The following is a 24,155-nucleotide window of genomic DNA, read 5'->3' as shown; positions in this document are numbered from 1 at the left end:
TCAGGCCTGCCTCGCGGTCTGGCGCTGCCGGCCGAGGCCGTCGATCTCGAGCTCGATCACGTCGCCGTCGCGCAGGTACGGCTTCGGGTCGGGCTGCCCGAGCGCGACGCCTTCGGGCGTGCCGGTGTTGATCAGGTCGCCCGGTCGCAACACCATCACCTGGCTCAGGTGGTGGATGATCTCGGCGACGCCGAAGATCATGTCCTTGGTGGACGAGTCTTGTTTCTTCTCGCCGTTGACCCACAGCCGCAGGCCGAGGTCCTGCGGGTCCGGCACTTCGGCCGCCGGCACGAGCGCCGGGCCGAGCGGGTTGAAGTTCTCGCAGGACTTGCCCTTGTCCCACTGGCCGGCGCTGAACTGGAACGCGCGCTCGGAGACGTCGTTCGAGACGACGTACCCGGCGACGTACTCCAGGGCCTCGTCAACGTCGTCGAGGTAGCGGGCGGTCTTGCCGATGACCACGCCGAGCTCGACCTCCCAGTCGGTGCTGACCGACCTGCGCGGGATGAGGACGTCGTCACCCGGCCCGACCACGACGTCCGGGGCCTTCATGAACACGACCGGCTCGGTCGGCGGCGTCGCGCCGGTCTCCTCGGCGTGGCGGCGGTAGTTCATCCCGATGCAGACGACCTTGCCGGGCTGGGCGATCGGCGAGCCGACGCGCAGGCCCGTGACGTCTTCCGCCGTCAGCTCCCCGGCGGCGAGCGCGGCGGCCACGCGGGCGACGCCGCCGCCGGCCAGGAACCCGCCGTCGACGTCGGCGGTCAGGCCGCTCAGCCCGTAGGTCACGCCGTCGTCGGCGCGGACGTACGGACGCTCACTACCCGGCTCTCCGAGACGTACAAGCTGCACGGATGTTCCCTTCACCAGCACGACCAGACATCCGATGTATATCGCAGACAGGGCCGTCGATCCAGAGCCTTCGCACAATCGACGGGAAATTGGTCGGATCAGTATCGTGTCAGGACTCGCTCGTGCACGGGGTGTCACCACTCACAGCCGGAATAGCCCTGGTCACCGCATCGCTGCTCCGTTGAGTGACTCGAGGAGGCCGATGACCACCGCAGCGGAACCTACCGCGCCGACCCGGCGCGCGCAGCTGAAGTTCGTCCTGATCCTGGGCGGGCTCTCGGCGTTCGGGCCCCTGTCCATCGACATGTACCTGCCCGCGCTGCCGCAGATGGCGGGCGACCTGCACGCCGCGGACACGACGGTGCAGCTGACGCTCAGCGCGTTCATCGTCGGCCTCGCGGTGGGCCAGCTGGTCCTCGGGCCGCTGTCGGACGCCCTCGGCCGCCGCAAGCCGCTCCTCGCAGGGCTGGTCCTATACGTCCTCGGCTCGGTGCTGTGCGCGGTCAGCCCGGACGCCTGGCTGCTGGTCGCCGCCCGGGGCATCCAGTCGCTCGGCGCCGCCGCGGGCATCGTGATCGCCCGCGCCACGGTGCGCGACCTGTTCTCCGGCACCGCGATGACGAAGTTCTTCTCGACGCTGATGCTGGTCAGCGGCCTGGCCCCGATCCTCGCCCCGCTGATCGGCGGGCAGCTGCTGAACTGGACGTCCTGGCGCGGGGTGTTCGTCGTGCTGACGGTGTTCGGGGCGCTGCTGCTGGCGGTCGTGGCTTTCGCTCTCCCCGAGCCGCTGCCTGCTTCGCGCCGTTCACCGGCGCGGCTGGGCCGCGTGATGAAGACGTACGGGCGGCTGGCGGTGGACCGGACGTTCGCGGGCTACGCGCTGGCGTCCGGCCTGCTGTTCGCGTCGATGTTCGCCTACATCTCGGGGTCGTCGTTCGCGCTGCAGGGGGTGTACGGGTTGAGCCCGCAGGCCTACAGCGTGGTGTTCGGCGCCAACGGCGTCGGCATCGTGCTGGCGGGTCAGCTGAACGGCCGCCTGGTGGGACGGATTCCGGAACGGACGTTGCTGCTGTCCGGCCTTCTCCTGGGTTCTTTCGGTGGCGTCTTGGTGCTGGTTTCGGCGCTGGCGCACCTGCCGCTGGCCGCGTTGCTGGTGTCGTTGTTCCTGCTGGTGTCGAGCATCGGCCTGGTGATGCCGAACGCGAGTTCCCTGGCCCTGGCCGAACACGCCCGCTCGGCGGGCGCGGCGTCGGCGTTGCTGGGCGTGCTGCAGTTCGTGGTGGGTGGAGTGGCGACGCCGTTGGTGGGCTTGGGCGGGCCAGGAACAGCCGTGCCGATGGCGGCGACCATCGCCGGGTTCGCTTTGCTGGCGCTGCTGGCTTTCCTGACCCTGACCCGGCCGGCGGTCAGGCCAGCGACGCCAGATCTGCCGTCTTGAGCTGCTCCGCCGTCACCTTCGTGCGGCCGTCGACCAAAGCGGAGAGCGCGTCGCCGTCGTCCCACATGTTCACGTTCATCGCCGCCGAGACCTGGCCGTCGCGGAGCCAGAACGCCGTGAACTCGCGCGACGCAAGGTCTCCGCGCACCACCAGCTCGTCCGCGGCCGGATCCGCCAGGCCGCGGTACTCGCAGCCCAGGTCGTACTGGTCCGTGAAGAAGTACGGAGACGCGAGGTAGGGCTCGTTCTCCCCCAACAGGTTCTGCGCCACGTGCGTGCCCTGGTCCTTCGCGTTCGACCAGTGCTCCACGCGGATGCGGCGGCCGTAGCGCGGGTGGAAGTGGGCCGCGATGTCGCCCACCGCGTAGACGTCCGGGGCGGCCGTGCGCAGACCCGCGTCCACCGCGACGCCACCGTCGTCCGACAGCTCCAGGCCCGCCGCGTGGGCCAGCTCGACCCGCGGGGCCGCGCCGACCGCCACCAGGACCACGTCGGCGGTCAGCTCGCCGCCGTTGCCCAGCTTGACGCCGCGGACGCCGTCCGGGCCGCCGGTGATCTCCGTGACCTGCTCGCCCAGGCGCCAGTGGACGCCGTTTTCCGTGTGCAGGTCGCGGAACACCCCGCCGACCGTCTCGCCGATGACGTTCGCCAGCGGCACCGCCACCGGGTCCACCACGGTGACGTCCGCGTCGTGCGAGCGCGCGGCCGCGGCGGCTTCCGAGCCGATCCAGCCGGCGCCGATCACGACCACGCGGTCCGCCTCGGCGAACGCGGACCGCAGCTTGAGCGCGTCGTCGAGGGTGCGCAGCGTGTACAGGCCCGGCAGGTCGCCGCCGGGGACCGGCAGCGAGCGCGGGCGCGAGCCGGTGGCCAGCACGAGCCGGTCGTAGCGGTGCTCGCCGCCCGCGTCGTCCAGCACCAGCCGCGCGCCCAGCTCGACGCGCGTCGCGGTGACGCCGGGGGTGAACCGGATGTCCTTCTCCGCGTAGAACTTCTCGTCGTGCACCCAATCGGGTTCATCCGTGGTCCCGAGCAGCACGCCCTTCGACAGTGGCGGCAGCTCGTACGGCCGGTGCGGATCGGACCCCATGAGCAGGACTTCGCCGGGATAACCGCGTTCGCGCAACGCGGCCGCGGCGGACGCACCGCCCAGGCCCGCTCCGACGACGACGATCTTCCGCGGCTCCGACATCCTGACCTCCACCGGCGACAGCAATCCTGGCGCGAACCTACTCCCGAACCCGCCGCGCCACATCCCGATACGCCGGAACCTCTCGTTCCGCAAGGGAAAACTCGCGAGTAGGCAAATCGGGTGAACCGGCGTCATGGCCCCGTCGCGAGGTCCTCCCACCCCCGCACGAAGCAGAACGTCGAGGGAATCGGAGGCGGCGACCATGAGTCGGGGCGAATGGTCGGTCACCTGCCGGGATCTGGCCGGCAGGCGCAGGGACGTGACGGTGTTCGTCAGCAACGACAAGGTGGTGCTCGTCGCGCCACCGGGCGAGGCGGCGGTGCTCGGGCCGCTGGACGTCGGACGGCTGCGCGCCGCCCTGCGTGACGCCATCGTGGCGACCGCCGACGACCGGGTGGAAACCTGACAACTACCGTTCCTACTTTCCAGTAGGTTAGAGTCGGGCCCACGACGACGAGCGCAAGGGACCGGCCATGACCACCTACTTCGTGACGGGCGCGACGGGTTTCCTCGGGAAACGCCTGGTCGCCCGGCTGCTGCGGCGGCCGGAGACGTCCGCCGTTTACGCACTCGTACGCGAGACTTCGCGGGAGCGTTTGTCCGCGCTCGCGGAGGGCTGGGAGAACGCAGGCAAGCTGCATCCCGTGGTCGGCGACCTGACCGAGCCGCGGCTCGGCGTCGACCCGGCTGACCTGCCGCACCTCGACCACGTCGTGCACCTGGGCGCGGTCTACGACTTCACCGCGGACGAGGAGACCAACCGGCGCGCCAACGTCGAGGGCACCCGGCACCTGCTCGCCTTCGCCGCGGCAGCCGAGGCCGGGCTGGTGCACCACGTCTCCTCGATCGCCGTCGCGGGCGACCACGCCGGGCGCTTCACCGAGGCCGACTTCGACCTCGGCCAGCGCTTCGGCTCGCCGTACCACGCGACGAAGTTCCAGGCCGAGAAGCTCGTCCGCGAGCAGCCGCTGCCCCACCGCGTCTACCGGCCCTCGGCGGTCGTCGGCGACTCGCGCACCGGCGAGATGGACAAGATCGACGGCCCGTACTACTTCCTGCCCGCGATCTCGCGGCTGGCGGCGCTGCCCCGGCGTCTCCCGCTCGCCGCGCCCGATCTCGGCGCGACCAACCTGGTGCCGGTCGACTACGTCGTCGAGGCGATGGAGTTCCTGATGCACCGGGACGCGCCGTCCGGGGCGACCTACCACCTCGCCGCCGCGCGCCCGCAGTCGCTGAACTCCGTCTACAACGCCTTCGCGCGCGTCGCGGGCGGGCCGACGGTCCGGGCCGTGCTGCCCGCGAAGCCCTCCATCGTGCTGCGGCGCGCGGGGACTCGCCTCGCGCACGCGGCCGCCGCCGGGATCGACCGCGTGCCCGGCGGGCGGGCGACCCGGGCCGCCGTCCTCGAAGAGCTGGGCGTCCCCCTCGAAGTCCTGCCGCACCTGAGCACCGAGGTCGTCTTCGACACCGCGCGCACGACGACCGCGTTGTTCGGCAGCGGCATCCGGCTGCCGGAGTTGCGCGACTACGCCGCCCCGCTCTACCGCTTCTGGCGGGCGCACCTCGACCCCGACCGCGCCCGCCGCACCCACGGCCTGGCCGGGCGGACGGTGCTGGTCACCGGCTCGTCGTCCGGCATCGGCCGGGCCACCGCGCTCGCCGTGGCACGCAAGGGCGCGAAGGTGATCCTCGTGGCCCGCCGCGCCGACGAGCTCGACGACGTCCGCGGCGAGATCGCGGCCGCCGGCGGGGTCGCGGCGGCCTACCCGTGCGACCTCACCGACGGCGACGCGGTCGACGCGCTGGTCAAGGACGTGCTGAGTGACCACGGCGCGGTCGACATGCTGGTCAACAACGCCGGCCGGTCGATCCGGCGCTCGGTTTCGCTGTCCACGGAACGGTTCCACGACTACGAGCGCACGATGGCCATCAACTACTTCGGCCCGGTCCGGCTCATCCTCGGGCTGCTGCCGTCGATGGCGCAGCGGCGCTTCGGTCACGTCGTCAACGTCACGACCATGGGCCTGCAGACCGACACCCCGCGCTTCTCGGCGTACCTGGCTTCGAAGGCGGCGCTGGAGGAGTTCGGGCTGGCCGCCGGGCGCGAAACGCTCTCGGACGGCGTCACCTTCACGTCCGTCCGGATGCCGCTGGTGCGGACGCCGATGATCGCGCCGACCGGCTACCGCGGGATCCCGTCGAGCAGCCCGGAACGCGCGGCCGCGCTCGTCGTCAAGGCTCTCGAAGAGCGGCCCGCGATCCTCAGCCTTCCCGAAGGACGGGCGGCCGAGCTGGCCACGCTCGCCGCGCCGCGGCTCTCCCGCTTCGCCGCGCACCTCGCCTACAGCGCGGCGCGGGAGTCGGCGCCCGAGGCCCGCGGCCTGCGGAGCCGGCCCGCACCGGCGGCCGTCGCGGCGGCGATCACCCGCGTTATCTGGCGCAATCGTGCTTGATCCGTGCGAATTCCGGCAAAACCCTGGTTTCCCGGCGACGGTACTTCTACCCTCGCGCGAGTCTCGTTCATCAGGACGAGCGTGAACTGGGGAGTTCGAAATGCCGAATTTCAGTACCGGGGAACGCAGCGCGGTCGCGGACCAGACCGCCGCGATCGGCACCGCCCGCACCACGACCGGGTGACACTCACCAAGTCCGTGAAGGCCACCTTGAGGGACTCTGAGTCCCTCAAGGTGGCCTTCACGGCATTCGGGACGACCCCGGCCGCTACCATCGCTTCCCGGGTGTGATCGGGAGCGGAAGGCGGGCGGGCGTGGACGTGGCGAGTCCTGTGCGCGCCACCGCCGCCCCGGAACCCGCTCCCCCGGCGCGGTCCCGGCCGCTGCTGCGCTGGAGCGTGCACGCCTGCTGGGTCGTGCTGCTCGCGCTGGCCACCGAACTGCGCGTCGGCCGCTTCGGCTTCCACCCCTCCGACCAGGGCTTCATCCTCGCCCAGGCGTGGCGGGTGCTGCAGGGGGAAGTGCCGCACGCCGAGATCATCTCCGCGCGCCCGCTCGGGTCCGCGGTGCTGCACGTCGTCGACTTCGCGCTGCCGATGCCGCTGTTCTTCGGGTCCAGCTTCCTGTCCATGATCGAGATCATCGTGGCGACCATCGGATTCGCCGCGCTGGTCACCCGCCGCCGCGTGCTGGCCTGGGGGCCGGGCATGACGGCGATGGTCGCCGCGGCCTCGCTGATCAACCTCAACGCGTTCCCGCTGATGGCCTGGCACACGGTCGACGGCATCACGCTCACCGCGTGCGGCGCCTGGGCCCTGGACACGGGCCTGCGCGGCGACCACGCGCTCGCCCGGCGCGGCGGCCTGGCCCTGCTCGGCTGCGCTGTCTTCGTCAAGCAGAGCTTCGCGCTCGCCGCGGTGATCGGCGTCTTCTGGCTGCTGCTGCACCCGTCGACCCGGGCCGGCGCGCTGCGGACGGCACGCTGGTGGCGCCGGCTCGTCCTCGACCTCCTGTCCCTCGGTGCGCCCGGGCTGGCGTACGTGGCCTGGGTGAGCCTGGGCGGCGGGTTCTCCGAGATGGTCGAGCAGCTCACCGGCGGCGTGCCCGCGTACGGCGAACGGCTGCTCGGGCTGTGGCTGGACGATCCGGAGGTGCTGACCCGGGCGCCGGTGCGGGAACTGAGCTTCTTCGCCGCGATCTCGGTGGTGCTGCTCGCGGTCCGGCTGCCGGGCGACCGGCTCGGCGCCGCCGGGCGCGCGGCGTCCTGGGTCCTGGTGCTGGGCGGCGCGACGGCCGTGGTCCTGACCGTGGTCGACGGCCGGTTCACCGGCTCGTCGCGCTGGGCGGACGTGCTGTGGTGGATCGTCGCGCTGAGCGTGCTGGTCAACGCGGCCGTGACGCGGAAGGTCCCGTGGGCCGGGCTGCTGGTGCTCGCCACCGGCTTCATGACCAGCCTGTCGTGGGGCAACGACACCCCGACGCTGCTCACCGGCACACTCGCGCTGACGACGTTGCTGCTGCTGAGCGCCGTCGTGCCGCCGCGCCCCCGGCTGGCCCGGCGCTGGGTGACGGCGACGGCCGGCCTGACGGCGGTGGCGGTGTGCGGCTGGGTCGTCGTCGCGCGGCACGACCAGGCGGCCTACCTCGACCTGGGCCACGACAAGCTGACCGAGGACCTCGGCGCGGTGACCCCGGCGATGAGCGGGATCCGCACGAACCCCTCGACGTTCCGGTACGTCCAGCAGATCCGCGACTGCCTGACGGAGTTCCCGGCGGGCCGGACGGCGATCCTGCCGGACAGCTCGTTCGCCTACCCCGCGTTCGGGCTGCGCAACCCGTTCCCGCTGGAGTGGCCGCTGCCGCTGGAGATCGTCGGCGACGCCCCGCAGCGCATGCTGGCCGAGGCGGACGCCCTCAACCGCGAGGGCGACTACCTGGTGCTGTTCCAGACGGATTCGATCCGGCAGCTCGCGACCGGCGGCCCGGTGCCGACGCAGATCCCGCTCGACACGCCGGTGTTCGACTACCTCGGGCTGGAGAAGGCGATCCAGGCGAAGCTCACCGGGCAAGCGGTGACCTGCGGCAGTTTTGTCGGGAAGTACGCGCGCTGATCAGCCTTCGGTGATCTGCTGGTGGATCCAGCCGGCCACGACGTCGACCCGGGCGATCACCTCGAGGCCGGGCTGGGGGCACGCCGGTCCGTCGTTGACGATCGCCACGAGGGTGCCGGTGCGGTCGTCGTCCGAGGTGAAGAACGGGCCGCCCGAGTCGTCCTTGCACGGGCTGTTCTCGACGGTCCGCGTCACCACCGGCGCGGCTTCGAGGGTGGTCTGCCGGATCTTCGCGACGGTGAAGTTCCCGCGCTTGAGGTGATCCGACGGCGCGACGACGGTGGCCGACACCGACCCCCAGCCGGCGAACTTGAGCGGCTGCCCCTTCGACGGCGGCTCGTCCGCCAGCTTCAGCGGGGTGATGCCGGTGATCGGCTTGCTCAGCTTGACGACGGCGAGGTCGTTGAGCGCGGACTGCCGGACGTCGACGACCTGCGCGGATTCGCCGCCGGTGTCGCTGTCCTTGAGCTTCCCGAGCGTCACGGTCATGTGGTAGCGCGGCTTGCCCCCGACCCGGACGTCGTTGACGTCGTGGAAGCAGTGCCCGGCGGTGACGACCCACTCGGGATCGACGAGCGAGCCGCTGCACGCGCCGCTGCGCACGCTGCCGTCCGGGACCGGAATGTCCTGGGAAGTCAACTTCGCGTTGAACGGAAGGACCGGATCGGGCACCGGACGGCTGAGCACCGGAGTCGTCGGACTACTCGCGGTAGTACTGCTGGGGGTCACCGCCGTGTGCCGTGGCGCATCGGCACTCGCGATCAGCGACGCGCCGAAAGTGGTGTATGCGCAGGCCAACCCGGCTCCCACGACAGCCGCGACAGCGGCAGCCCCCAGCCTCGGCCCGCGGCGGCCGCGCGATTTCGTCCTCACTCTTATGAGTACGTATGCCAGGCCGAGATGGTTGCGTGATCTAATCCACGAACAGCTCGTCCGGGCCGCCAGACGCCAACGTAACGAGGGCTTTCAAGGCCGCTAGTCCACGAACAAGTCGTCCGGCGTGCCGGAGGCGAGAGCCGCGAGGGCTTCCAGGGCCGCAGCCAGGGTCTCGACCGGCGGCGCCGACACCGCGATCCGCACCGCGTTCGGCGCGTGGCCCGGCAACACCGCGTACGCCGACGCCGGCGACAACGCGATCCCCCGGCGACCCGCCGCCGCGACCGGAGTCTCCACCACCGCAATCCGCACCGCGTTCGGCGCATGCCCTGACAACACCGCGAACCCCCTCCGGCCGAGACCGGCGAGCTAGTCCACGAACAAGTCGTCCGGCGACCCGGAGGCGAGAGCCGCAAGGGCCTCCAAGGCCGCAGCCAGGGTCTCGACCGGCGGCGCCGACACCGCAATCCTCACCGCGTTCGGCGCGTGGCCTGGCAACACCGCGTACGCCGACGCCGGCGACAACGCGATCCCCCGGCGAGCCGCCGCCGCGACGAACGTCTCCGCTCGCCACCGCTCCGGGAGCACCCACCAGCGGTGGTACGACGCCGGGTCGCCCAGCACCGTGAAGCCGGCCAGCTTCTCTTCCAGCACCGAAGCCCGCGAAGCCGCGTCGCGGCGCTTCGCCGTCTCGACCTCCGCCAGGGTGCCCGTGGTGATCCAGCGGGTCGCCGCTTCAAGCGCGAACCGCCCAGCCGCCCAGCCGCCCGACCGGACCGCCGACGCCAGCCGCGTGGTCCACGCCGGCGGGGACACCAGGAAACCCGCCGTCAGCCCCGGTGCGACCCGCTTGGACAGGCTGTCCACGAACACCGTCCGCTCCGGCGCGAACGCGGCGAACGGGCGGAAGTCACCCCGGAGGAACGTGTAGATGCCGTCCTCGATCACCGGGATGTCCAGCCGGGTCACGGTTTCGGCGAGGGCCGCCCGCCGGGACGGGGGCATCGTCGTGCCGAGCGGGTTGTGCAGGGTCGGCTGGACGTACAGCGCGCGCACCGGCCCGGCCGCCTCCAGCGCCGCGGGCACCAGCCCGTCTTCATCCGTCTCGACCGGCACCAGCTCGACGCCGAGCCGCGCGGCGACCCCCTTGAGCACCGGGTACGTCAGCGACTCCACCGCGAGCCGCTCCCCCACCGGCACGAACGCGGCGATCGCCGCCGCGATGGCCTGGCGGCCGTTGCCGGTGAACAGCACCGTCGCCGGGTCCGGCCGCCAGTCGCCGCGGGTGAGCAGCGCGGCCGCCGCCGTCCGCGCGGCCGGGGTGCCCGCCGCGCCGACCGGGTGCAGCGCCGCGGTCAGGACGTCCTGGCGCAGCAACGGTTCCAGCGCGCGGGCGAGCTTCGCGGACTGGCCGGGCAGCACGGCGAAGTTGAGTTCGAGGTCGACGCGGGCGTCACCGGGCTCGGCGAGCGCGGGCTCCGGCGGCGGCTTCGCGGCCCGGACGAACGTGCCCCGGCCGACCTCGCCGACGGCCAGGCCGCGCCGGACGAGCTCGCCGTAGACGCGGGCCGCGGTGGAGTTCGCGATGCCGTGCTGCCGCGCGAAGCGGCGCTGCGGCGGGAGCCGGTCACCGGGGCGCAGGCGGCCGGCTTCGATGTCGGCGGCGAGGGTGTCCGCGACGACGCGGTAGTCGTCCATGTCCACCTTCCACGTCCACCTTCCGGACCGGCCGTCCCGGTCATGATCCCACCGGCGCGGATCCCGCTAGGTTGGGTCCCATGACCGACAACACCTGGGCCGCGGTCGACGCGTACTTCGCCGACGCCGTGCTGAGTCCCGATCCGGTGCTCGACGCCGCGCTGGCCGACTCCGCGGCCGCCGGGCTGCCGTCGATCGCCGTCGCCCCGAACCAGGGCAAGCTGCTGAACCTGCTGGCGCGCCTCGCCGGCGCGCGGTCGATCCTCGAGATCGGCACGCTCGGCGGGTACAGCACGATCTGGCTGGCCCGCGCCCTCCCGGCCGGCGGCAGGCTGGTCACTTGCGAGTACGAGCAGAAGCACGCCGACGTCGCGCGGGCGAACCTGGCGCGCGCGGGCTTCGGCGAAGAGATCGTCGACATCCGCGTCGGTGCCGCGCTCGACACGCTGCCGACGCTCGACGGGCCGTTCGACTTCGTGTTCATCGACGCGGACAAGATCAACCTGGCCGGGTACGTGAGCGCGGCGCTGGAGCTGTCGCGGCCGGGCACGACCATCGTGGTCGACAACGTCGTCCGGCAGGGCACCGTGGTCGACGCGGAGAGCACCGACCCCTACGTCGTCGGCGCGCGGCGGATGTTCGAGCTGCTCGCCGCCGAACCCCGGCTGGACGCGACCGCCGTCCAGACCGTCGGCGGCAAGGGCCACGACGGGTTCGTGCTCGGCTTGGTGCGCTGAGGTCTCACCGCCTCGGACGGACTTCCGGAGGCGGCGGCGCGAGCACCTTCCGCTCGCCCCCGCCGCCGAGCGGGCGGATCGGCAACCCGTCGAGGGCCGCCGCCATGAACGTGCGCCAGATGTCCCCGGGGACGACGTCACCGGTGAGCTTGGCGCCGTTCGCGTCCTTGAGCAGCCGCTCGTCGTCGGAGCCGATCCAGACCGCGGTGGCCAGCTGCGGCGTGTAGCCGACGGCCCAGGCGTCCTGGTTGTCCGGCGAGATGCCGTGCTCCGCCTCGCCGGTGCGCAACGCCGCCGGGCGGCCGTCGTCGAGCTTCGTGACGAGCGTGCCGGTGACGTCCTGGGCGATGCGGCGGCTCACGTCGCCATCCCCGTCGAAGGCCGGGCGCGCGGCGTCGGTGTGCTCCCAGACGACCGCGCCGCTCTCGTCGCGCACCTTCGCCACGAGGTGCGGGGTGACACGCCGGCCGTCGGCGGCGAAAGTCGCGTACGCGCCCGCCATGTCCAGCGGCCGCAACGGGTACCGGCCGATCGCGATGCCCGCGCCGATCAGGAAGCCGTCCTTCTCCCGCATGGTCGGCACACCGTCGACGGTCTCCGGGATCCCGGCCTGCCGCGCGGCCTCGCTCACCGCGTCCGGGCCGAGCTGTTTCGCCAGGGCGATGAACGGGCCGTCGGCGTGGTTTTCCATGGCGGCGCGCGGGGTGCACACGGGGCCGCAGAGGGCCGGGTACTGGAAGGTCTCGCCGAGGAACTGCTGCTTCTCCGGTGACGGGAGCGGCTGGTCCGGGCCGAACCCGCGGCGCAGCGCCGCGACGAGCGTGAACGGGTAGAACGCCGAACCGGCCGCGTGCGGGGTGCTCGCGTAGTCGCGGACGCCCTGGTCACCGCCCTGGTAGGCGCGCACGGCCCCGGTCTCCGGTTCGACGGCGACGACGGCGCCGCGGAACTCCTGGGGCTCGCCCTTCAGCCTGTCCTGCAACGACTTCCTGGCGGCGTCCTGCGCCTTCCGGTCCAAAGTGGTCTCGACGGTCATGTTGCCCTGCTGCAGCCGGCCGAGCGGGAAGCCGTCCTGTTCGAGCTCGGCCAGCACCTGCTGCTTGACGTGGAACTCGTCGTAGGTGACGCGGCCCGCGCGGGTTTCCGACGGCGGCTGGATCTCCCGGCCGGGGTAGCTCATCTCTTCGTCGCTCTTCACGTACCCGCGCGCGACGAGCTTGTCGTGCACGTACTGCCAGCGCCGCGCGGCGTGCGCGTCGCCGGAGGCCGCCGGGTCGTGCACCGACGGCGACTGGATCATCCCGGCCAGGAACGCGGCTTCGCTCCAGGTCATGGAGTCGTCGAGCGGCTTGCCGAAGTAGGCGTTCATCGCCGCGGCGGGCCCGAACGTGCCGCGGCCGAAGGAGATGATGTTGACGTAGCTCTCGAAGATCTGTTCCTTGCTCTGTTCCTGGGTGATCTTCGTGGCCAGCACGAGCTCGGCGAACTTGCGCCCGATCGTGGCGTCGTCGTCGCCGGTGGACTTCTTGATGTACTGCTGGGTGATCCCGGACCCGCCGCCGACGCCGGTGAGGAACGCGCGGCCGATCCCGGTGGGGTCGAACCCCTGGTTGTCCCAGAAGGTCGGGTCTTCGGTGGCGATGATCGCGTCGCGCAGCTTCGAGGGCACCTGCGCGTAGGGCACGAACATCCGGTCGCCGTCGGCCGGGATCACCTTGAGCAGCGGCGAGCCGTCCGAGTAGTTCAGGACGACGGTCTTGTCGAGCCCGGCGAGGACTTCCTGCGGGCTGCGGACGTCGAGCACCAGGTAGGCGATCCAGAAGGCGATCAGGGGACCGCCGATGAGCACACCGGCGGTCCAGTACCCGATGCGCCGGATCCGCCGCCACCGCCGTCGCCGCGGGGTGCCGGGTTCGGCGTCGTCGGCGTCATCGGCACCGTCGGGTTCCGTCGTCGTCGAGGTCACGAATGGATGACGCCCGGTTGGCTGAAAAGGTTCTGTGGAGAATTAACGAGGTTGTTCGAATCCTGTCAAGACGCCCTGACGGCGTCAGGTCAGGCCAGGAAGGCGCGCAGCAGGGAGGCCGTGCCCTCGATGTGCTCCGCCATCACCTGGCGGGCCGCTTCGGCGTCGCCCGCCAGGATGGCGTCCACGATGGCCTCGTGCTGGGCGTTCGAGTGCTCCAGGTTGGGCTGCAGCAGCGGGATCCGGTCGAGCAGCTGGTTCACCTTGGTCCGCGCGTCGGCCATCGCCGTGGTCAGCGAGCCCGATGCCGTGACCTCGGCGATCGCCAGGTGCAGGCGGGAGTCCTTGCGGCGGTAGTCCTCGAGGTCCGCGCCCGCCGCCTCGGCCAGGGTGCCCGTGAGGTGCTGGCGGTCGGCCGGGCTCAGCGACCTCGCCGCGGCCATCTCCGCCGCGCCCGTCTCCAGGACGTAGCGCAGGCTCAGGGCGTCCTCCAGCACCACCGAATCGACGGCGGCCGCGTCGGGTGAGCGCTCGGGTGGGCCGGGCAGGGTCTCGTTCACGAACGTGCCGCCGTAGCGGCCTCGTCGTGACTCGACGTAACCGGCGTCGGAGAGGGCGCGGATGGCCTCGCGGAGCGTGACGCGACTGACCCCGAGCCGTTCGGCGAGCTCGCGCTCCGACGGAAGCCGCTCCCCCGCGCCCACCACGCCGAGGCGGATCGCCTGCAGCAGCCGCTCGACGGTCTCCTCGAAGGCGTTACCCGCGCGGACCGGCCGGAACAGCGCTTCGCCGGCATTCACCACCGAGGTCGACTCCATCCCGCGAGTTTAGGCCGCGGGCCGCGGGGGCCGGGTGGTTCACCCGCCTCGGCCACGCCGGACACACTCGGTGTCCGTTCCGGCACGGATCGCATCTTCGGAGTGGACCATGCGAGGCCCCGGCCGTCACACTGTGTTCGTTGTGCGAAAAACCGGTGGAACCGGACGGGCACCGTCGGCGACGATGGTCCCACGACACCGATGAACGACGCAGGGGGCGATCCGGTGCATTTCCTGATGGCCGAGGACCTGGTCCACGAGCGCGAGAACGAGTTGCGCCACGGCGTGCGCAACCGTCCGCCGGGCCGGGCGACGCCCCGGCGCCACACCGGGACCCGGCGCCAGCAGTTCGGCTGGACCCTTGTGGAGGTCGGCCTGCGGCTGGCCACCGAGCCGGAAGAGCCGGAGGCTCCGGCTAGCACTCGATGACGTTCACCGCCAGGCCGCCGCGGGCGGTTTCCTTGTACTTGACGCTCATGTCCGCGCCCGTCTCGCGCATCGTCTTGATCGCCTTGTCCAGCGTCACCACGTGACTGCCGTCGCCGCGCATCGCCATGCGGGCCGCGTGGATGGCCTTCGACGCGCCCACCGCGTTGCGCTCGATGCACGGGATCTGGACCAGGCCGCCGACCGGGTCGCAGGTCAGCCCGAGGTGGTGCTCGACGCCGATCTCGGCCGCGTTCTCCACCTGGGCCGGTGAGCCGCCGAGGACCTCGGTCAGGCCGGCCGCCGCCATCGCGGACGCCGAGCCGACCTCACCCTGGCAGCCGACCTCGGCGCCGGAGATCGAGCCCGTCTGCTTGAGGATCGAGCCGATCGCGCCGGCGGTGAGCATGAACGTGACGATGCCGTCGTCCGACGAGTGCCGGATGAACCGCTGGTAGTAGTGCAGGACCGCGGGGATGATCCCGGCGGCGCCGTTGGTCGGCGCGGTGACGACCCGGCCGCCCGCGGCGTTCTCCTCGTTGACCGCCAGCGCGTACAGGCTCACCCAGTCCATCGCGTACAGCGGATCGCCGACGCCGTCCTCGGCCAGGAGCTTCTCGTGCAGCGCGCGGGCCCGGCGCGGCACCTTCAGCCCGCCCGGCAGCACACCTTCGTGGACGCAGCCGTTGCGGACGCACTCGGCCATGACGGCCCAGATCCGCAGCAGGCCGTCCCGCACCTCTTCGCGCGAACGCCACGAAAGCTCGTTCGCCAGCATGATCTCGCTGATCGGCAGCCCGGTCGACGCGCAGTGCCCGAGCAGGTCCGCACCGGTGCGGAACGGGTACGGCACCGGCGTCGCGTCCTCGACGAACACCGCGTCCGTCTCGTACGACTCGTCGCGGACGAAACCGCCGCCGACCGAGTAGTACGTCCGCTCACGCAGCACGTCACCGGACGCGTCGAACGCGCGGAAGATCATGCCGTTCGGGTGCGCGGGCAGGGACTTGCGGCGGTGCATGGTGAGGTCGGTGTCCTCGTCGAACCCGATCTCGTGCGTGCCGGCCAAGAGCAGCCGCCCGGACTCGCGGATTTCCGCGACGCGCACCGGGACGGTGTCGGTGTCGATGTCCTCGGGACGTTCACCGGACAGCCCGAGCAGGACGGCTTTGTCGCTGCCGTGGCCGAAGCCGGTCGCGCCGAGCGAGCCGAACAGCTCGGCCTGCACCCGCGCGGTCCGGCCGAGATCGTCGCCCAGCCCGTCCACAAAGGTCAGTGCCGCTCGCATCGGGCCGACGGTGTGGGAGCTCGACGGCCCGATGCCGATGGAAAACAGGTCGAAGACGCTGATCGCCATTGATCCGCCCCTTCCTATCGCGCCAGCAGGGAGCTGGCTTCTTGCGCGGCCGGCCCCTGGTCGGCGAGGTGCCGCAGGTTCTCCGGCAGCTCCTCATTACGGTGGGCCTTGGTCTGGGCGTAAAGCCGTCCCGCGCGGTACGACGACCGCACCAGCGGACCCGCCATCACACCGGCGAAACCCATCGCCTCGGCGGCGTCCGAATGCTCCACGAACTCCTCCGGCTTCACCCAGCGGTCCACCGGGTGGTGCCGCGGGGAAGGCCGCAGGTACTGGGTGATCGTCAGGATCTCGCAGCCCGCGTCGACCAGGTCCCGCATCGCCGGGGCGACCTCGTCCGGGGTCTCCCCCATACCGAGGATCAGATTCGACTTTGTGACGAGCCCGAACTCACGCGCCTTGGTGATGACCTCGAGCGAACGCGCGTAACGGAAGCCGGGACGGATCCGCTTGAAGATCCGCGGCACCGTCTCCACGTTGTGGGCCAGCACCTCCGGCCGCGAACCGAACACCTCCGCCAACTGCGCCGGGTCCGCGTTGAAGTCCGGGATCAGCAACTCGACACCCGTACCCGGATTCAAAGCGTGGATCTGACGCACGGTCTCCGCGTACAACCACGCCCCACCATCGGCAAGGTCGTCACGCGCGACACCGGTGACCGTCGAATACCGCAGACCCATGGCCTGCACGGACTCCGCGACCTTCCGCGGCTCGGTCCGGTCCAGCTCGGCCGGCTTGCCCGTGTCGATCTGGCAGAAATCGCAGCGGCGGGTGCACTGGTCACCGCCGATGAGGAAGGTGGCTTCGCGGTCTTCCCAGCACTCGTAGATGTTGGGACAGCCCGCTTCTTCGCACACCGTGTGCAGGCCTTCGCGGCGCACCAAACCCTTCAGCTCGGTGAACTCCGGACCCATCCGCACCCGCGTCTTGATCCACGGCGGCTTCTTCTCGATCGGCGTCTCGCTGTTGCGGACTTCCAGGCGCAGCAGCTTCCGGCCCTCGGGCAGAGCGCTCACCGGGACAGGTCCGCGTACAGCGGGTGCTTCTTGGCCAGCGTCTCGACGCGGTCGCGCAGCTTCGCGCGCACGGCGTCGTCGAAGTCCGGCTTGAGCGCCTCGGCGATGACGTCGGCGACCTCGGTGAAGTCCGCCGCCTGGAAGCCGCGGGTGGCCAGCGCCGGGGTGCCGATCCGCAGGCCGGAGGTGATCATCGGCGGGCGCGGGTCGAACGGGACGGCGTTGCGGTTGACCGTGATGCCGACCTCGTGCAGCCGGTCTTCGGCCTGCTGACCGTCCAGAGTGGACTGAACGAGGTCGACCAGGACCAGGTGGACGTCGGTGCCGCCGGTCAGCACGCGGACGCCGGCCTCGGCGAGGTCCGGCTGCGACAGCCGTGACGCCAGGATGCGGGAGCCGTCCAGGGTGCGCTGCTGGCGCTCCTTGAACTCCTCGCTCGCGGCGATCTTCAGCGCGACGGCCTTGGCCGCGATGACGTGCTCCAGCGGCCCGCCCTGCTGGCCCGGGAACACCGCCGAGTTGATCTTCTTCGCCAGCTCCTGGCGGCAGAGGATCAGCCCGCCGCGCGGGCCGCCGAGGGTCTTGTGCGTGGTCGTGGTGACGATGTCGGCGTGCGGCACCGGCGACGGGTGCAGCCCGGTCGCGACCAGCCCGGCGAAGTGCGCCATGTCGACCATCAGGCGAGCGTCGACCAGGTCCGCGATGCGGCGGAACTCGGCGAAGTCGAGCTGACGCGGGTACGCGGACCAGCCGGCGATGATCAGCTTCGGCTGGTGCTCGACGGCCAGGCGCTCGATCTCGGCCAGGTCGACGATGCCGGTCTCTTTGTCGACGTGGTAGGCGACGACGTTGTAGAGCTTGCCCGAGAAATTGATCTTCATCCCGTGCGTGAGGTGGCCGCCGTGCGCCAGGTCGAGGCCGAGGATCGTGTCGCCCGGCTTGAGCACGGCGAACATCGCGGCGGCGTTGGCCTGCGCGCCCGAGTGCGGCTGCACGTTGGCGTGCTCGGCGCCGAACAGCGCCTTCGCGCGGTCGATGGCGAGCTGCTCGACGACGTCGACGTGCTCGCAGCCGCCGTAGTAGCGGCGGCCGGGGTACCCCTCGGCGTACTTGTTGGTCAGCACCGAACCCTGCGCCTCGAGCACGCCCACCGGGGCGAAGTTCTCGGAGGCGATCATCTCCAGGGTCGACTGCTGGCGGGTCAGCTCGTCGGCGACGGCCGCGGCGACCTCGGGGTCGACGTCGGCGAGATGAGCGTCGAAAGTCGTCATCAGTTCTCCTGGGTGAGGGCGGCGTAGGCGGCGGCGTCGAGCAGCTCGGGCACGTCACCGGACAGACGCACCTTGAGCAGCCATCCTTCGGCGTACGGGTCCGAGTTGATCACCTCGGGGGTGTCCGATGTGGTGCCGTTCACCTCGACGACCTCGCCGGAGACCGGCGCGTACAGCTCGCTGACCGACTTGGTCGACTCGACCTCGCCGAACACCTCGCCGGAGGTGATAGTGGCGCCGACCTCGGGCAGCTGGACGAACACGATGTCACCGAGCGACTCGGCGGCGAAGGCGGTGATGCCCACGGTGGCGACGTCCCCTTCGACGTTCAGCCACTCGTGTTCCTTGGTGTACTTCAGGTTCTCGGGGATGCTCACGGTGAAAAGTCCTTACGCGCGGGAGTAGAAGGGCAGGGCGACGACCTCGACGGGCTCGATCCTGCCCCGGATGTCGACGGAAAGTTCGGTGCCGGGCTCGGTGTACGCCCGATCGACGTACGCCATGGCGATCGGGTGACCCAGCGTGGGCGACAGCGCCCCGCTGGTGACCTCGCCGATCTCGACCCCGTCGGCCAGCAGCTTGTACCCGTGCCGCGGCGCGCGACGCCCCTGGCCCTTGAGCCCGACGCGCACGCGCGGGACGTCCGCCTTGGACCGCTCTTCCAGGGCCGCGCGACCGACGAAGTCACCCGGCTTCTCGAACTTGACCACGCGCCCGAGCCCGGCTTCGAACGGGCTCTGCTCGAGGGTGAGTTCGTTGCCGTACAACGGCATCCCGGCTTCGAGCCGCAGCGTGTCGCGGCAGGCCAGCCCGGCCGGGACCAGCCCGTGGGCCTCCCCCGCCTCGGAGAGGATGCGCCAGACCGCCGGGGCCTCGTCGGCCGGGACGAACAGCTCGAAGCCGTCCTCGCCGGTGTAGCCGGTGCGGGCGAGCAGGACCTCGTGGCCCTTCACGACCGCCGGCACGCTGGCGTAGTACTTGAGCCCGTCGAGGTCGGCGTCGGTGACCGCACCGAGGATCTTGACGGCGTTCGGGCCCTGGACGGCGATCAGCGCGGTCGTCTCGGACCGGTCGTCGACCACCGCGTCGAAGCCCGCGACCCGCTCGGCCAGCGCGTCGGCGACGACCTTCGCGTTGCCGGCGTTGGCCACGACCAGGTAGTGCTCGTCGGCCAGCCGGTAGACGACCAGGTCGTCGAGCACGCCGCCGTCGGCGTCGCAGATCATCGTGTAGCGCGCCCGGCCCGGCTTGACCCCGGTGAGGTTGCCGACCAGCGCGAAGTCCAGAACGTCGGCGGCCTGCTTGCCCGTGACGTGGATTTCGGCCATGTGCGAGAGGTCGAACAGCCCGGCCGCCTCGCGGACGGCCTTGTGCTCGGCCAGCTCGCTGGCGTAGCGGACCGGCATGGACCAGCCCGCGAAGTCGGTGAACAGCGCACCAAGTCCTTTGTGGACTCCGTGCAGGCTGGTCTCTTTCGACGCTGTGGAATTCAAGGGAGAACTCAGCCTTCGTAAGCGTTGAGGGGCGGGCAGGAGCAGACCAGGTTGCGGTCACCGCGGGCGCCGTCGATGCGGCGGACCGGCGGCCAGTACTTGTTCTTGCGAGAGACACCCGCCGGGAACACCGCGAGCTCGCGGTCGTAGGCCTTGTCCCACTCGCCGACCAGCGTCTCGGCGGTGTGCGGGGCCCCGCGCAGCGGCGACGCCTCCGCGGTCCAGGTGCCCTTGGCGACCTCGTCGATCTCGCCGCGGATGGCGATCATCGCGGCGACGAACCGGTCGATCTCGCCCAGGTCCTCGGACTCGGTCGGCTCGACCATCAGCGTGCCGGCGACCGGGAACGACATGGTCGGCGCGTGGAAGCCGTAGTCGATGAGCCGCTTCGCGACGTCGTCGACCGTCACGCCGGTCTCCTTGGTGATCTGGCGCAGGTCGAGGATGCACTCGTGCGCGACCAGGCCGTCCTGGCCGGTGTAGAGCACCGGGTAGTGCGGGGCCAGCCGCGAAGCGACGTAGTTCGCGGCCAGCACGGCGACCTTCGTCGCGGCGGTCAGGCCGGGCGCGCCCATCATCCGGACGTAGGCCCAGGAGATCGGCAGGATCGACGCCGAGCCGTAGGGCGCGCCGCTGATCGGGCCGACACCGGTCGCCGGGCCGGCCTGGTCCAGCAGCGGGTGGTTGGGCAGGAACGGCGCGAGGTGCGCGCGCACCGCGACCGGGCCGACGCCGGGGCCGCCACCGCCGTGCGGGATGCAGAAGGTCTTGTGCAGGTTCAGGTGCGAGACGTCGCCGCCGAACTCGCCCGGCTTGGCCAGGCCCAGCAGGGCGTTGAGGTTCGCGCCGTCGACGTACACCTGGCCACCGCCGTCGTGCACGATCTTGGCCAGCTCGTCGATCGAGTGCTCGTACACGCCGTGCGTGGACGGGTAGGTGACCATGATCGCGGCGAGCGTGTCCCGGTGCGCGTCCACTTTGGACCGCAGGTCGGCCAGGTCGACGTTGCCCTCGTCGGTGCACTTGACGACGACCACGCGCATCCCGGCGAGCACCGCGGACGCGGCGTTGGTGCCGTGCGCCGACGACGGGATCAGGCAGACGTCACGGGCGTCGTCGCCGTTCGAACGGTGGTAGGCGCGGATGGCCAGCAGCCCGGCCAGCTCGCCCTGGCTGCCCGCGTTCGGCTGCAGCGACACCTTGTCGTAGCCGGTGACCTCGGCCAGCCACTCGGCCAGCTGCGCGACCAGGACGTGGTAGCCCTCGGCGTCCTCGGCCGGCGCGAACGGGTGGATGCCGGCGAACTCGCGCCAGCTGATCGGCTCCATCTCGGTGGTGGCGTTGAGCTTCATCGTGCAGGAGCCGAGCGGGATCATGCCGCGGTCGAGCGCGTAGTCCAGGTCGGACAGCCGGCGCAGGTAGCGCAGCATCGCCGTCTCGGAGCGGTGGCTGCCGAAGACCTCATGGCCCATGAAGCCGCTCTCGCGGGCCAGGCCGTTCGGCAGCGCGACGCCGTCCTGGACGTCTCCCTCGACACCGAAGGCCTTCAGGACCTTCTCGGTGATCGCCGGCGTGCTGACCTCGTCGAAGGCGACGCGGACGTGGTCGGCGTCGACGTGGCCGAGGTTGATGCCGGCCGCGCGGGCGGCGGCGTGGACCTCGGCCGCCTGGCCCGGGACGTGCGCGACGACCGTGTCGAAGAAGGACTCGTGCACGACCTCGACGCCGGTCTTGCGCAGCGTGTCGGCGAAGCCCGCGGCCAGGCCGTGGACGCGCTGGGCGATCCGCTTGAGACCGTCCGGGCCGTGGTAGACCGCGTACATCGCGGCGAGCACGGCCGGCAGGACCTGCGCGGTGCAGATGTTGGACGTCGCCTTCTCGCGGCGGATGTGCTGCTCACGGGTCTGCAGCGCCAGCCGATAGGCCGGGTTGCCGTCCGCGTCGACCGAGACGCCGACCAGGCGCCCGGGCAGCGAGCGCTCGAGCCCGGCGCGGACGGACATGAACCCGGCGTGCGGGCCGCCGTAGCCGAGCGGGACGCCGAAACGCTGCGTCGACCCGGCGGCGACGTCGGCGCCGAACTCGCCGGGCGAGGTGATCAGCGTCAGCGAGAGCAGGTCGGCGGCGACGGTGAACAGCGCGCCCGCGGCCTTCGCCGACTCGGAAATCGCGTGGTAGAAACCGCGGCCGCGCAGCACACCGGACGCACCCGGGTACTGGACGACGACGCCGAAGAAGTCGTCCGGCAGGCCGGTCAGCAGGTCGCGGACCTCGACCTCGATGCCCAGCGCCTCGACGCGGGTCCGCACCACGGCGATGGTCTGCGGCAGGCACTCGGTGTCGAGCACGACCTTGTTGGACTTCGACTTGGACGAGCGGCGCATCAGCGTGACGGCCTCGGCGACGGCGGTCGACTCGTCCAGCAAGGAGGCGTTCGCGGTGGCCAGCCCGGTGAGGTCGGCGACCATCGTCTGGAAGTTGAGCAGCGCTTCGAGGCGGCCCTGGGAGATCTCCGGCTGGTACGGCGTGTAGGCGGTGTACCAGGCCGGGTTCTCGAGGACGTTGCGGCGGATCACGCCGGGGGTGACGGTGTCGGAGTAGCCGAGCCCGATCATCTGCGTCATCGGCCGGTTACGCGCGGCGAGCGCGCGCAGCTCCGCGGTGGCGTCCTCTTCGGACGCGGCGGGCGGCAGGACGAGGTCGCGTGTGGCGCGGATCGCACTCGGTACGGCCGCTTCGAGCAGCGCGTCCAGGGATCCGTAGCCGCACTCGGCGAGCATCTTGGCGCGTTCGGCCTCCGACGGGCCGATGTGGCGGGCGTCGAACTGCGTAGAGGTGATCGGGAGCTCCTCGGGCCGGGCACCGGGCACAACGGTGCGCTGGGAACTCCCCCTCTGTCATGGCACCTGAGAGTTTCACCGTGCGGGCACGGCTTTCACCTTGGGTGAGGCGCGGGTGCGCCTGCTTTCCAGAGTGGCCTCGCGCGAAGCGGTAGCAGGTACCTGAGAGATTCCGGGGAGTTTGCTCCTTCGGTGCCCCACTGACTTCGTGAGGGCTCTCCCGCCTCGGCTCGACGGCCCGATCTGCAGTTATGGCGGCTACCGTACCCGCCGCGTTCGGCCCCCGTCTACTTCACCCGGGCAACGCCACACCGGTCCTCGATCCCGCCTCGACCGCCGGGGCGCCGGGTGACCCGTCCGATCGCATCAGCCGTTCATGGCCAAACGTCGCCTCTGGGTCCGCGGCTCGGAAGCGGGGCCGACTCGGATCCAACGACGGAACCGGTGCCAAAGCGGCTCGCGGCCCGAGGTCTGAACGCTGCGCGAATCGATCTCCACTTCTCGCGCCGGCGCCTCCGGGGCAGGCACTGCCGAGCGGGCAGGTGAGCCCACCGGCTCATGGGTCGACGTCAACGCAAGTTCCCGCAGGGCCGGGGCAGACATGTCCTTGATGATCGAAAAGAACCCGCCGATGCCCGACATGCGCCGTACAGCCCCGCACCACGCGCTACGCCCGCGCGGGGCGCCGGGTGACCCGTCCGGCCAGCGGTGGCGGGCGGCGGACCCGGCCCGACGGCAGCACCAGGCGTGTCAACGGCCCGCCCAGCGGCACCGGCGGGAGGCCCGCCCCCAGCAGGACCTGCTTGACAATCTGCTCGGCGGATCACGCCACCGTGTCGTTCAGCCGGTCGAGGTCCGGGCGGTCGCCGTCGAAGACATCGGTGTCGTCGAGGACCACCTCGAAGTACTCGCCGGGCAGCCGGGCGACGACCGCGTCGACGGCGGCCTCGATCGCCCGCGTCCCTTCCGCGGGGTCGGCGCACCCGGCCTCGAGCAGCGGCTCGCGGTAGATCCGGGCGGCGCGGGCGCGCATCCGCGGGCCGTGGCGGACCACGACCGGGAGCCGCCCGGTGAGGTCGGGCATGAACGGCGGCACGCTGTGCACCAGCCGCGGCGCCGGCTCGGCCAGCTCGCGCGCGGTGATCCGGAGCCGGTCGGCCATCGCGTCCGGCAGGCCGAAGTAGCGGAAGTCGACGTTGCCGAACCCGAGGCCGTCGGCGACCAGCGACGCCAGCAGCTCGCCGTACCCCCAGATCGGCGACAGCACCACGACCGGCGGCGACGGTGAAGGCGGGCGCGACGCCTCCTGCTCGGGCGCCTGGATCACCAGCCGCGGCAGGTCGTGCCAGTCGTGCGGCTCGGCGACCCGCCAGTACAGCCCGAGCGGCTGCCAGAGGCCGCCGAGGATCTCGCGCTCGATGATCCGGCGCGTCTCGGCGTCGGAGTGCGGGAAGCCGCGGGGCGGCACGATGCCGACGTAGTGACTCGGGCAGCACCCCGGCGACCCGCGGCAGCTCGGCCTCCCCGAGCCCGGTGACCTCGGCGAGCTGAGCCCAGTGGTCGAACACGGTCACCTTCGGCGCGTGCCGGTGCTCGATCCAGCTGCGCAGG

Annotated in this window: 20 protein-coding genes and 1 riboswitch; of the genes, 6 read left to right on the top strand and 14 right to left on the bottom strand. The window is 71.5% G+C overall.

The features are described 5' to 3' along the window. Nucleotides 1–852 (bottom strand): fumarylacetoacetate hydrolase family protein, encoded by an 852-nt coding sequence (locus tag ACGFMK_RS16925; RefSeq protein ID WP_392763434.1) that lies wholly within the window; start codon nucleotides 850–852, stop codon nucleotides 1–3. A 202-nt stretch (nucleotides 853–1,054) separates the two neighbouring features. On the opposite strand from ACGFMK_RS16925, the gene ACGFMK_RS16920 reads away from it, so the two are divergent. Beyond that, complete coding sequence (locus tag ACGFMK_RS16920) at nucleotides 1,055–2,290, top strand: multidrug effflux MFS transporter (protein WP_392763431.1); 1,236 nt, start codon at nucleotides 1,055–1,057, stop codon at nucleotides 2,288–2,290. Here ACGFMK_RS16920 and ACGFMK_RS16915 read toward each other — a convergent pair. Beyond that, nucleotides 2,259–3,482 (bottom strand): NAD(P)/FAD-dependent oxidoreductase, encoded by a 1,224-nt coding sequence (locus ACGFMK_RS16915; RefSeq protein WP_392763428.1) that lies wholly within the window; start codon nucleotides 3,480–3,482, stop codon nucleotides 2,259–2,261. The two genes, ACGFMK_RS16920 and ACGFMK_RS16915, sit on opposite strands and share 32 nt — an antisense overlap. Before the next feature lie 202 nt (nucleotides 3,483–3,684). On the opposite strand from ACGFMK_RS16915, the gene ACGFMK_RS16910 reads away from it, so the two are divergent. From ACGFMK_RS16910 to ACGFMK_RS16900, 3 genes are all read left to right on the top strand, one after another. Further along, nucleotides 3,685–3,888, top strand: a complete 204-nt coding sequence (locus ACGFMK_RS16910; protein WP_392763426.1) for a hypothetical protein — start codon at nucleotides 3,685–3,687, stop codon at nucleotides 3,886–3,888. 67 nt (nucleotides 3,889–3,955) lie between these two features. After that, entirely contained in the window at nucleotides 3,956–5,935 is a 1,980-nt protein-coding gene (locus tag ACGFMK_RS16905) for an SDR family oxidoreductase (RefSeq protein ID WP_392763423.1), read from the top strand. 314 nt (nucleotides 5,936–6,249) lie between these two features. After that, nucleotides 6,250–8,046, top strand: coding sequence for a hypothetical protein (locus ACGFMK_RS16900; RefSeq protein WP_392763420.1), 1,797 nt, complete (start codon nucleotides 6,250–6,252; stop codon nucleotides 8,044–8,046). Here the strand turns inward: ACGFMK_RS16900 and ACGFMK_RS16895 are convergent, their stop codons facing one another. The 3 genes from ACGFMK_RS16895 to ACGFMK_RS16885 all read right to left on the bottom strand — a co-directional run bounded on the left by ACGFMK_RS16895 (nucleotide 8,047) and on the right by ACGFMK_RS16885 (nucleotide 10,620). Further along, nucleotides 8,047–8,685 (bottom strand): S1 family peptidase, encoded by a 639-nt coding sequence (locus tag ACGFMK_RS16895; RefSeq protein ID WP_392763417.1) that lies wholly within the window; start codon nucleotides 8,683–8,685, stop codon nucleotides 8,047–8,049. It lies immediately after the preceding gene. Between the two features lie 336 nt (nucleotides 8,686–9,021). Next, nucleotides 9,022–9,219, bottom strand: a complete 198-nt coding sequence (locus ACGFMK_RS16890; RefSeq protein ID WP_392763415.1) for a hypothetical protein — start codon at nucleotides 9,217–9,219, stop codon at nucleotides 9,022–9,024. Between the two features lie 72 nt (nucleotides 9,220–9,291). Continuing rightward, nucleotides 9,292–10,620 carry a PLP-dependent aminotransferase family protein gene (locus tag ACGFMK_RS16885; RefSeq protein WP_392763412.1) on the bottom strand — a complete coding sequence of 443 codons (1,329 nt, stop codon included), beginning with the start codon at nucleotides 10,618–10,620 and terminating at the stop codon, nucleotides 9,292–9,294. An 80-nt stretch (nucleotides 10,621–10,700) separates the two neighbouring features. On the opposite strand from ACGFMK_RS16885, the gene ACGFMK_RS16880 reads away from it, so the two are divergent. Continuing rightward, nucleotides 10,701–11,357 (top strand): O-methyltransferase, encoded by a 657-nt coding sequence (locus tag ACGFMK_RS16880; protein WP_392763409.1) that lies wholly within the window; start codon nucleotides 10,701–10,703, stop codon nucleotides 11,355–11,357. A gap of 4 nt (nucleotides 11,358–11,361) precedes the next feature. On the opposite strand, the gene ACGFMK_RS16875 is transcribed toward ACGFMK_RS16880, so the two are convergent. Together ACGFMK_RS16875 and ACGFMK_RS16870 are read right to left on the bottom strand one after the other, a co-directional pair. Further along, nucleotides 11,362–13,323, bottom strand: a complete 1,962-nt coding sequence (locus ACGFMK_RS16875) for a transglycosylase domain-containing protein (protein ID WP_392763407.1) — start codon at nucleotides 13,321–13,323, stop codon at nucleotides 11,362–11,364. An 89-nt stretch (nucleotides 13,324–13,412) separates the two neighbouring features. Then, on the bottom strand, nucleotides 13,413–14,141 hold the full coding sequence (locus ACGFMK_RS16870) for a GntR family transcriptional regulator (RefSeq protein WP_323331756.1): 729 nt from the start codon (nucleotides 14,139–14,141) through the stop codon (nucleotides 13,413–13,415). A gap of 201 nt (nucleotides 14,142–14,342) precedes the next feature. Between ACGFMK_RS16870 and ACGFMK_RS16865 the strand changes: the two genes are divergently transcribed. Further along, the gene (locus tag ACGFMK_RS16865) at nucleotides 14,343–14,570 is read left to right on the top strand and encodes a hypothetical protein (RefSeq protein WP_392763404.1); all 228 of its coding nucleotides are present in this window, start codon (nucleotides 14,343–14,345) and stop codon (nucleotides 14,568–14,570) included. On the opposite strand, the gene ACGFMK_RS16860 is transcribed toward ACGFMK_RS16865, so the two are convergent. The 7 genes from ACGFMK_RS16860 to ACGFMK_RS16830 form a co-directional block, all read right to left on the bottom strand. Continuing rightward, nucleotides 14,557–15,924 carry an L-serine ammonia-lyase gene (locus ACGFMK_RS16860; RefSeq protein ID WP_392763401.1) on the bottom strand — a complete coding sequence of 456 codons (1,368 nt, stop codon included), beginning with the start codon at nucleotides 15,922–15,924 and terminating at the stop codon, nucleotides 14,557–14,559. The genes ACGFMK_RS16865 and ACGFMK_RS16860 overlap by 14 nt on opposite strands. Nucleotides 15,925–15,938: 14 nt before the next feature. Next, complete coding sequence (gene lipA / locus ACGFMK_RS16855; protein WP_392763398.1) at nucleotides 15,939–16,940, bottom strand: lipoyl synthase; 1,002 nt, start codon at nucleotides 16,938–16,940, stop codon at nucleotides 15,939–15,941. Then, nucleotides 16,937–18,211, bottom strand: coding sequence for a serine hydroxymethyltransferase (glyA, locus tag ACGFMK_RS16850; RefSeq protein WP_392763395.1), 1,275 nt, complete (start codon nucleotides 18,209–18,211; stop codon nucleotides 16,937–16,939). The genes lipA and glyA overlap by 4 nt, the downstream gene beginning before the upstream one ends. Continuing rightward, nucleotides 18,211–18,588, bottom strand: a complete 378-nt coding sequence (gene gcvH, locus ACGFMK_RS16845; protein ID WP_392763392.1) for a glycine cleavage system protein GcvH — start codon at nucleotides 18,586–18,588, stop codon at nucleotides 18,211–18,213. Before gcvH ends, glyA begins: the two co-directional genes overlap by 1 nt. 12 nt (nucleotides 18,589–18,600) lie before the next feature. Continuing rightward, the gene (gcvT, locus tag ACGFMK_RS16840) at nucleotides 18,601–19,704 is read right to left on the bottom strand and encodes a glycine cleavage system aminomethyltransferase GcvT (RefSeq protein WP_392763389.1); all 1,104 of its coding nucleotides are present in this window, start codon (nucleotides 19,702–19,704) and stop codon (nucleotides 18,601–18,603) included. An 8-nt stretch (nucleotides 19,705–19,712) separates the two neighbouring features. Then, nucleotides 19,713–22,544, bottom strand: a complete 2,832-nt coding sequence (gene gcvP / locus ACGFMK_RS16835; protein WP_392763681.1) for an aminomethyl-transferring glycine dehydrogenase — start codon at nucleotides 22,542–22,544, stop codon at nucleotides 19,713–19,715. Between the two features lie 44 nt (nucleotides 22,545–22,588). After that, nucleotides 22,589–22,686: riboswitch (glycine riboswitch) on the bottom strand. A gap of 681 nt (nucleotides 22,687–23,367) precedes the next feature. Beyond that, nucleotides 23,368–24,012 carry a hypothetical protein gene (locus tag ACGFMK_RS16830; protein ID WP_392763387.1) on the bottom strand — a complete coding sequence of 215 codons (645 nt, stop codon included), beginning with the start codon at nucleotides 24,010–24,012 and terminating at the stop codon, nucleotides 23,368–23,370. Nucleotides 24,013–24,155: the final 143 nt, after the last annotated feature.

The sequence above is a fragment of the Amycolatopsis sp. NPDC049252 genome (assembly GCF_043197175.1).
Lineage (GTDB): Bacteria > Actinomycetota > Actinomycetes > Mycobacteriales > Pseudonocardiaceae > Amycolatopsis.
The sequence above is the reverse complement of the archived record's forward strand: the minus strand, read 5'-3'. Positions and strand labels throughout refer to the sequence as shown.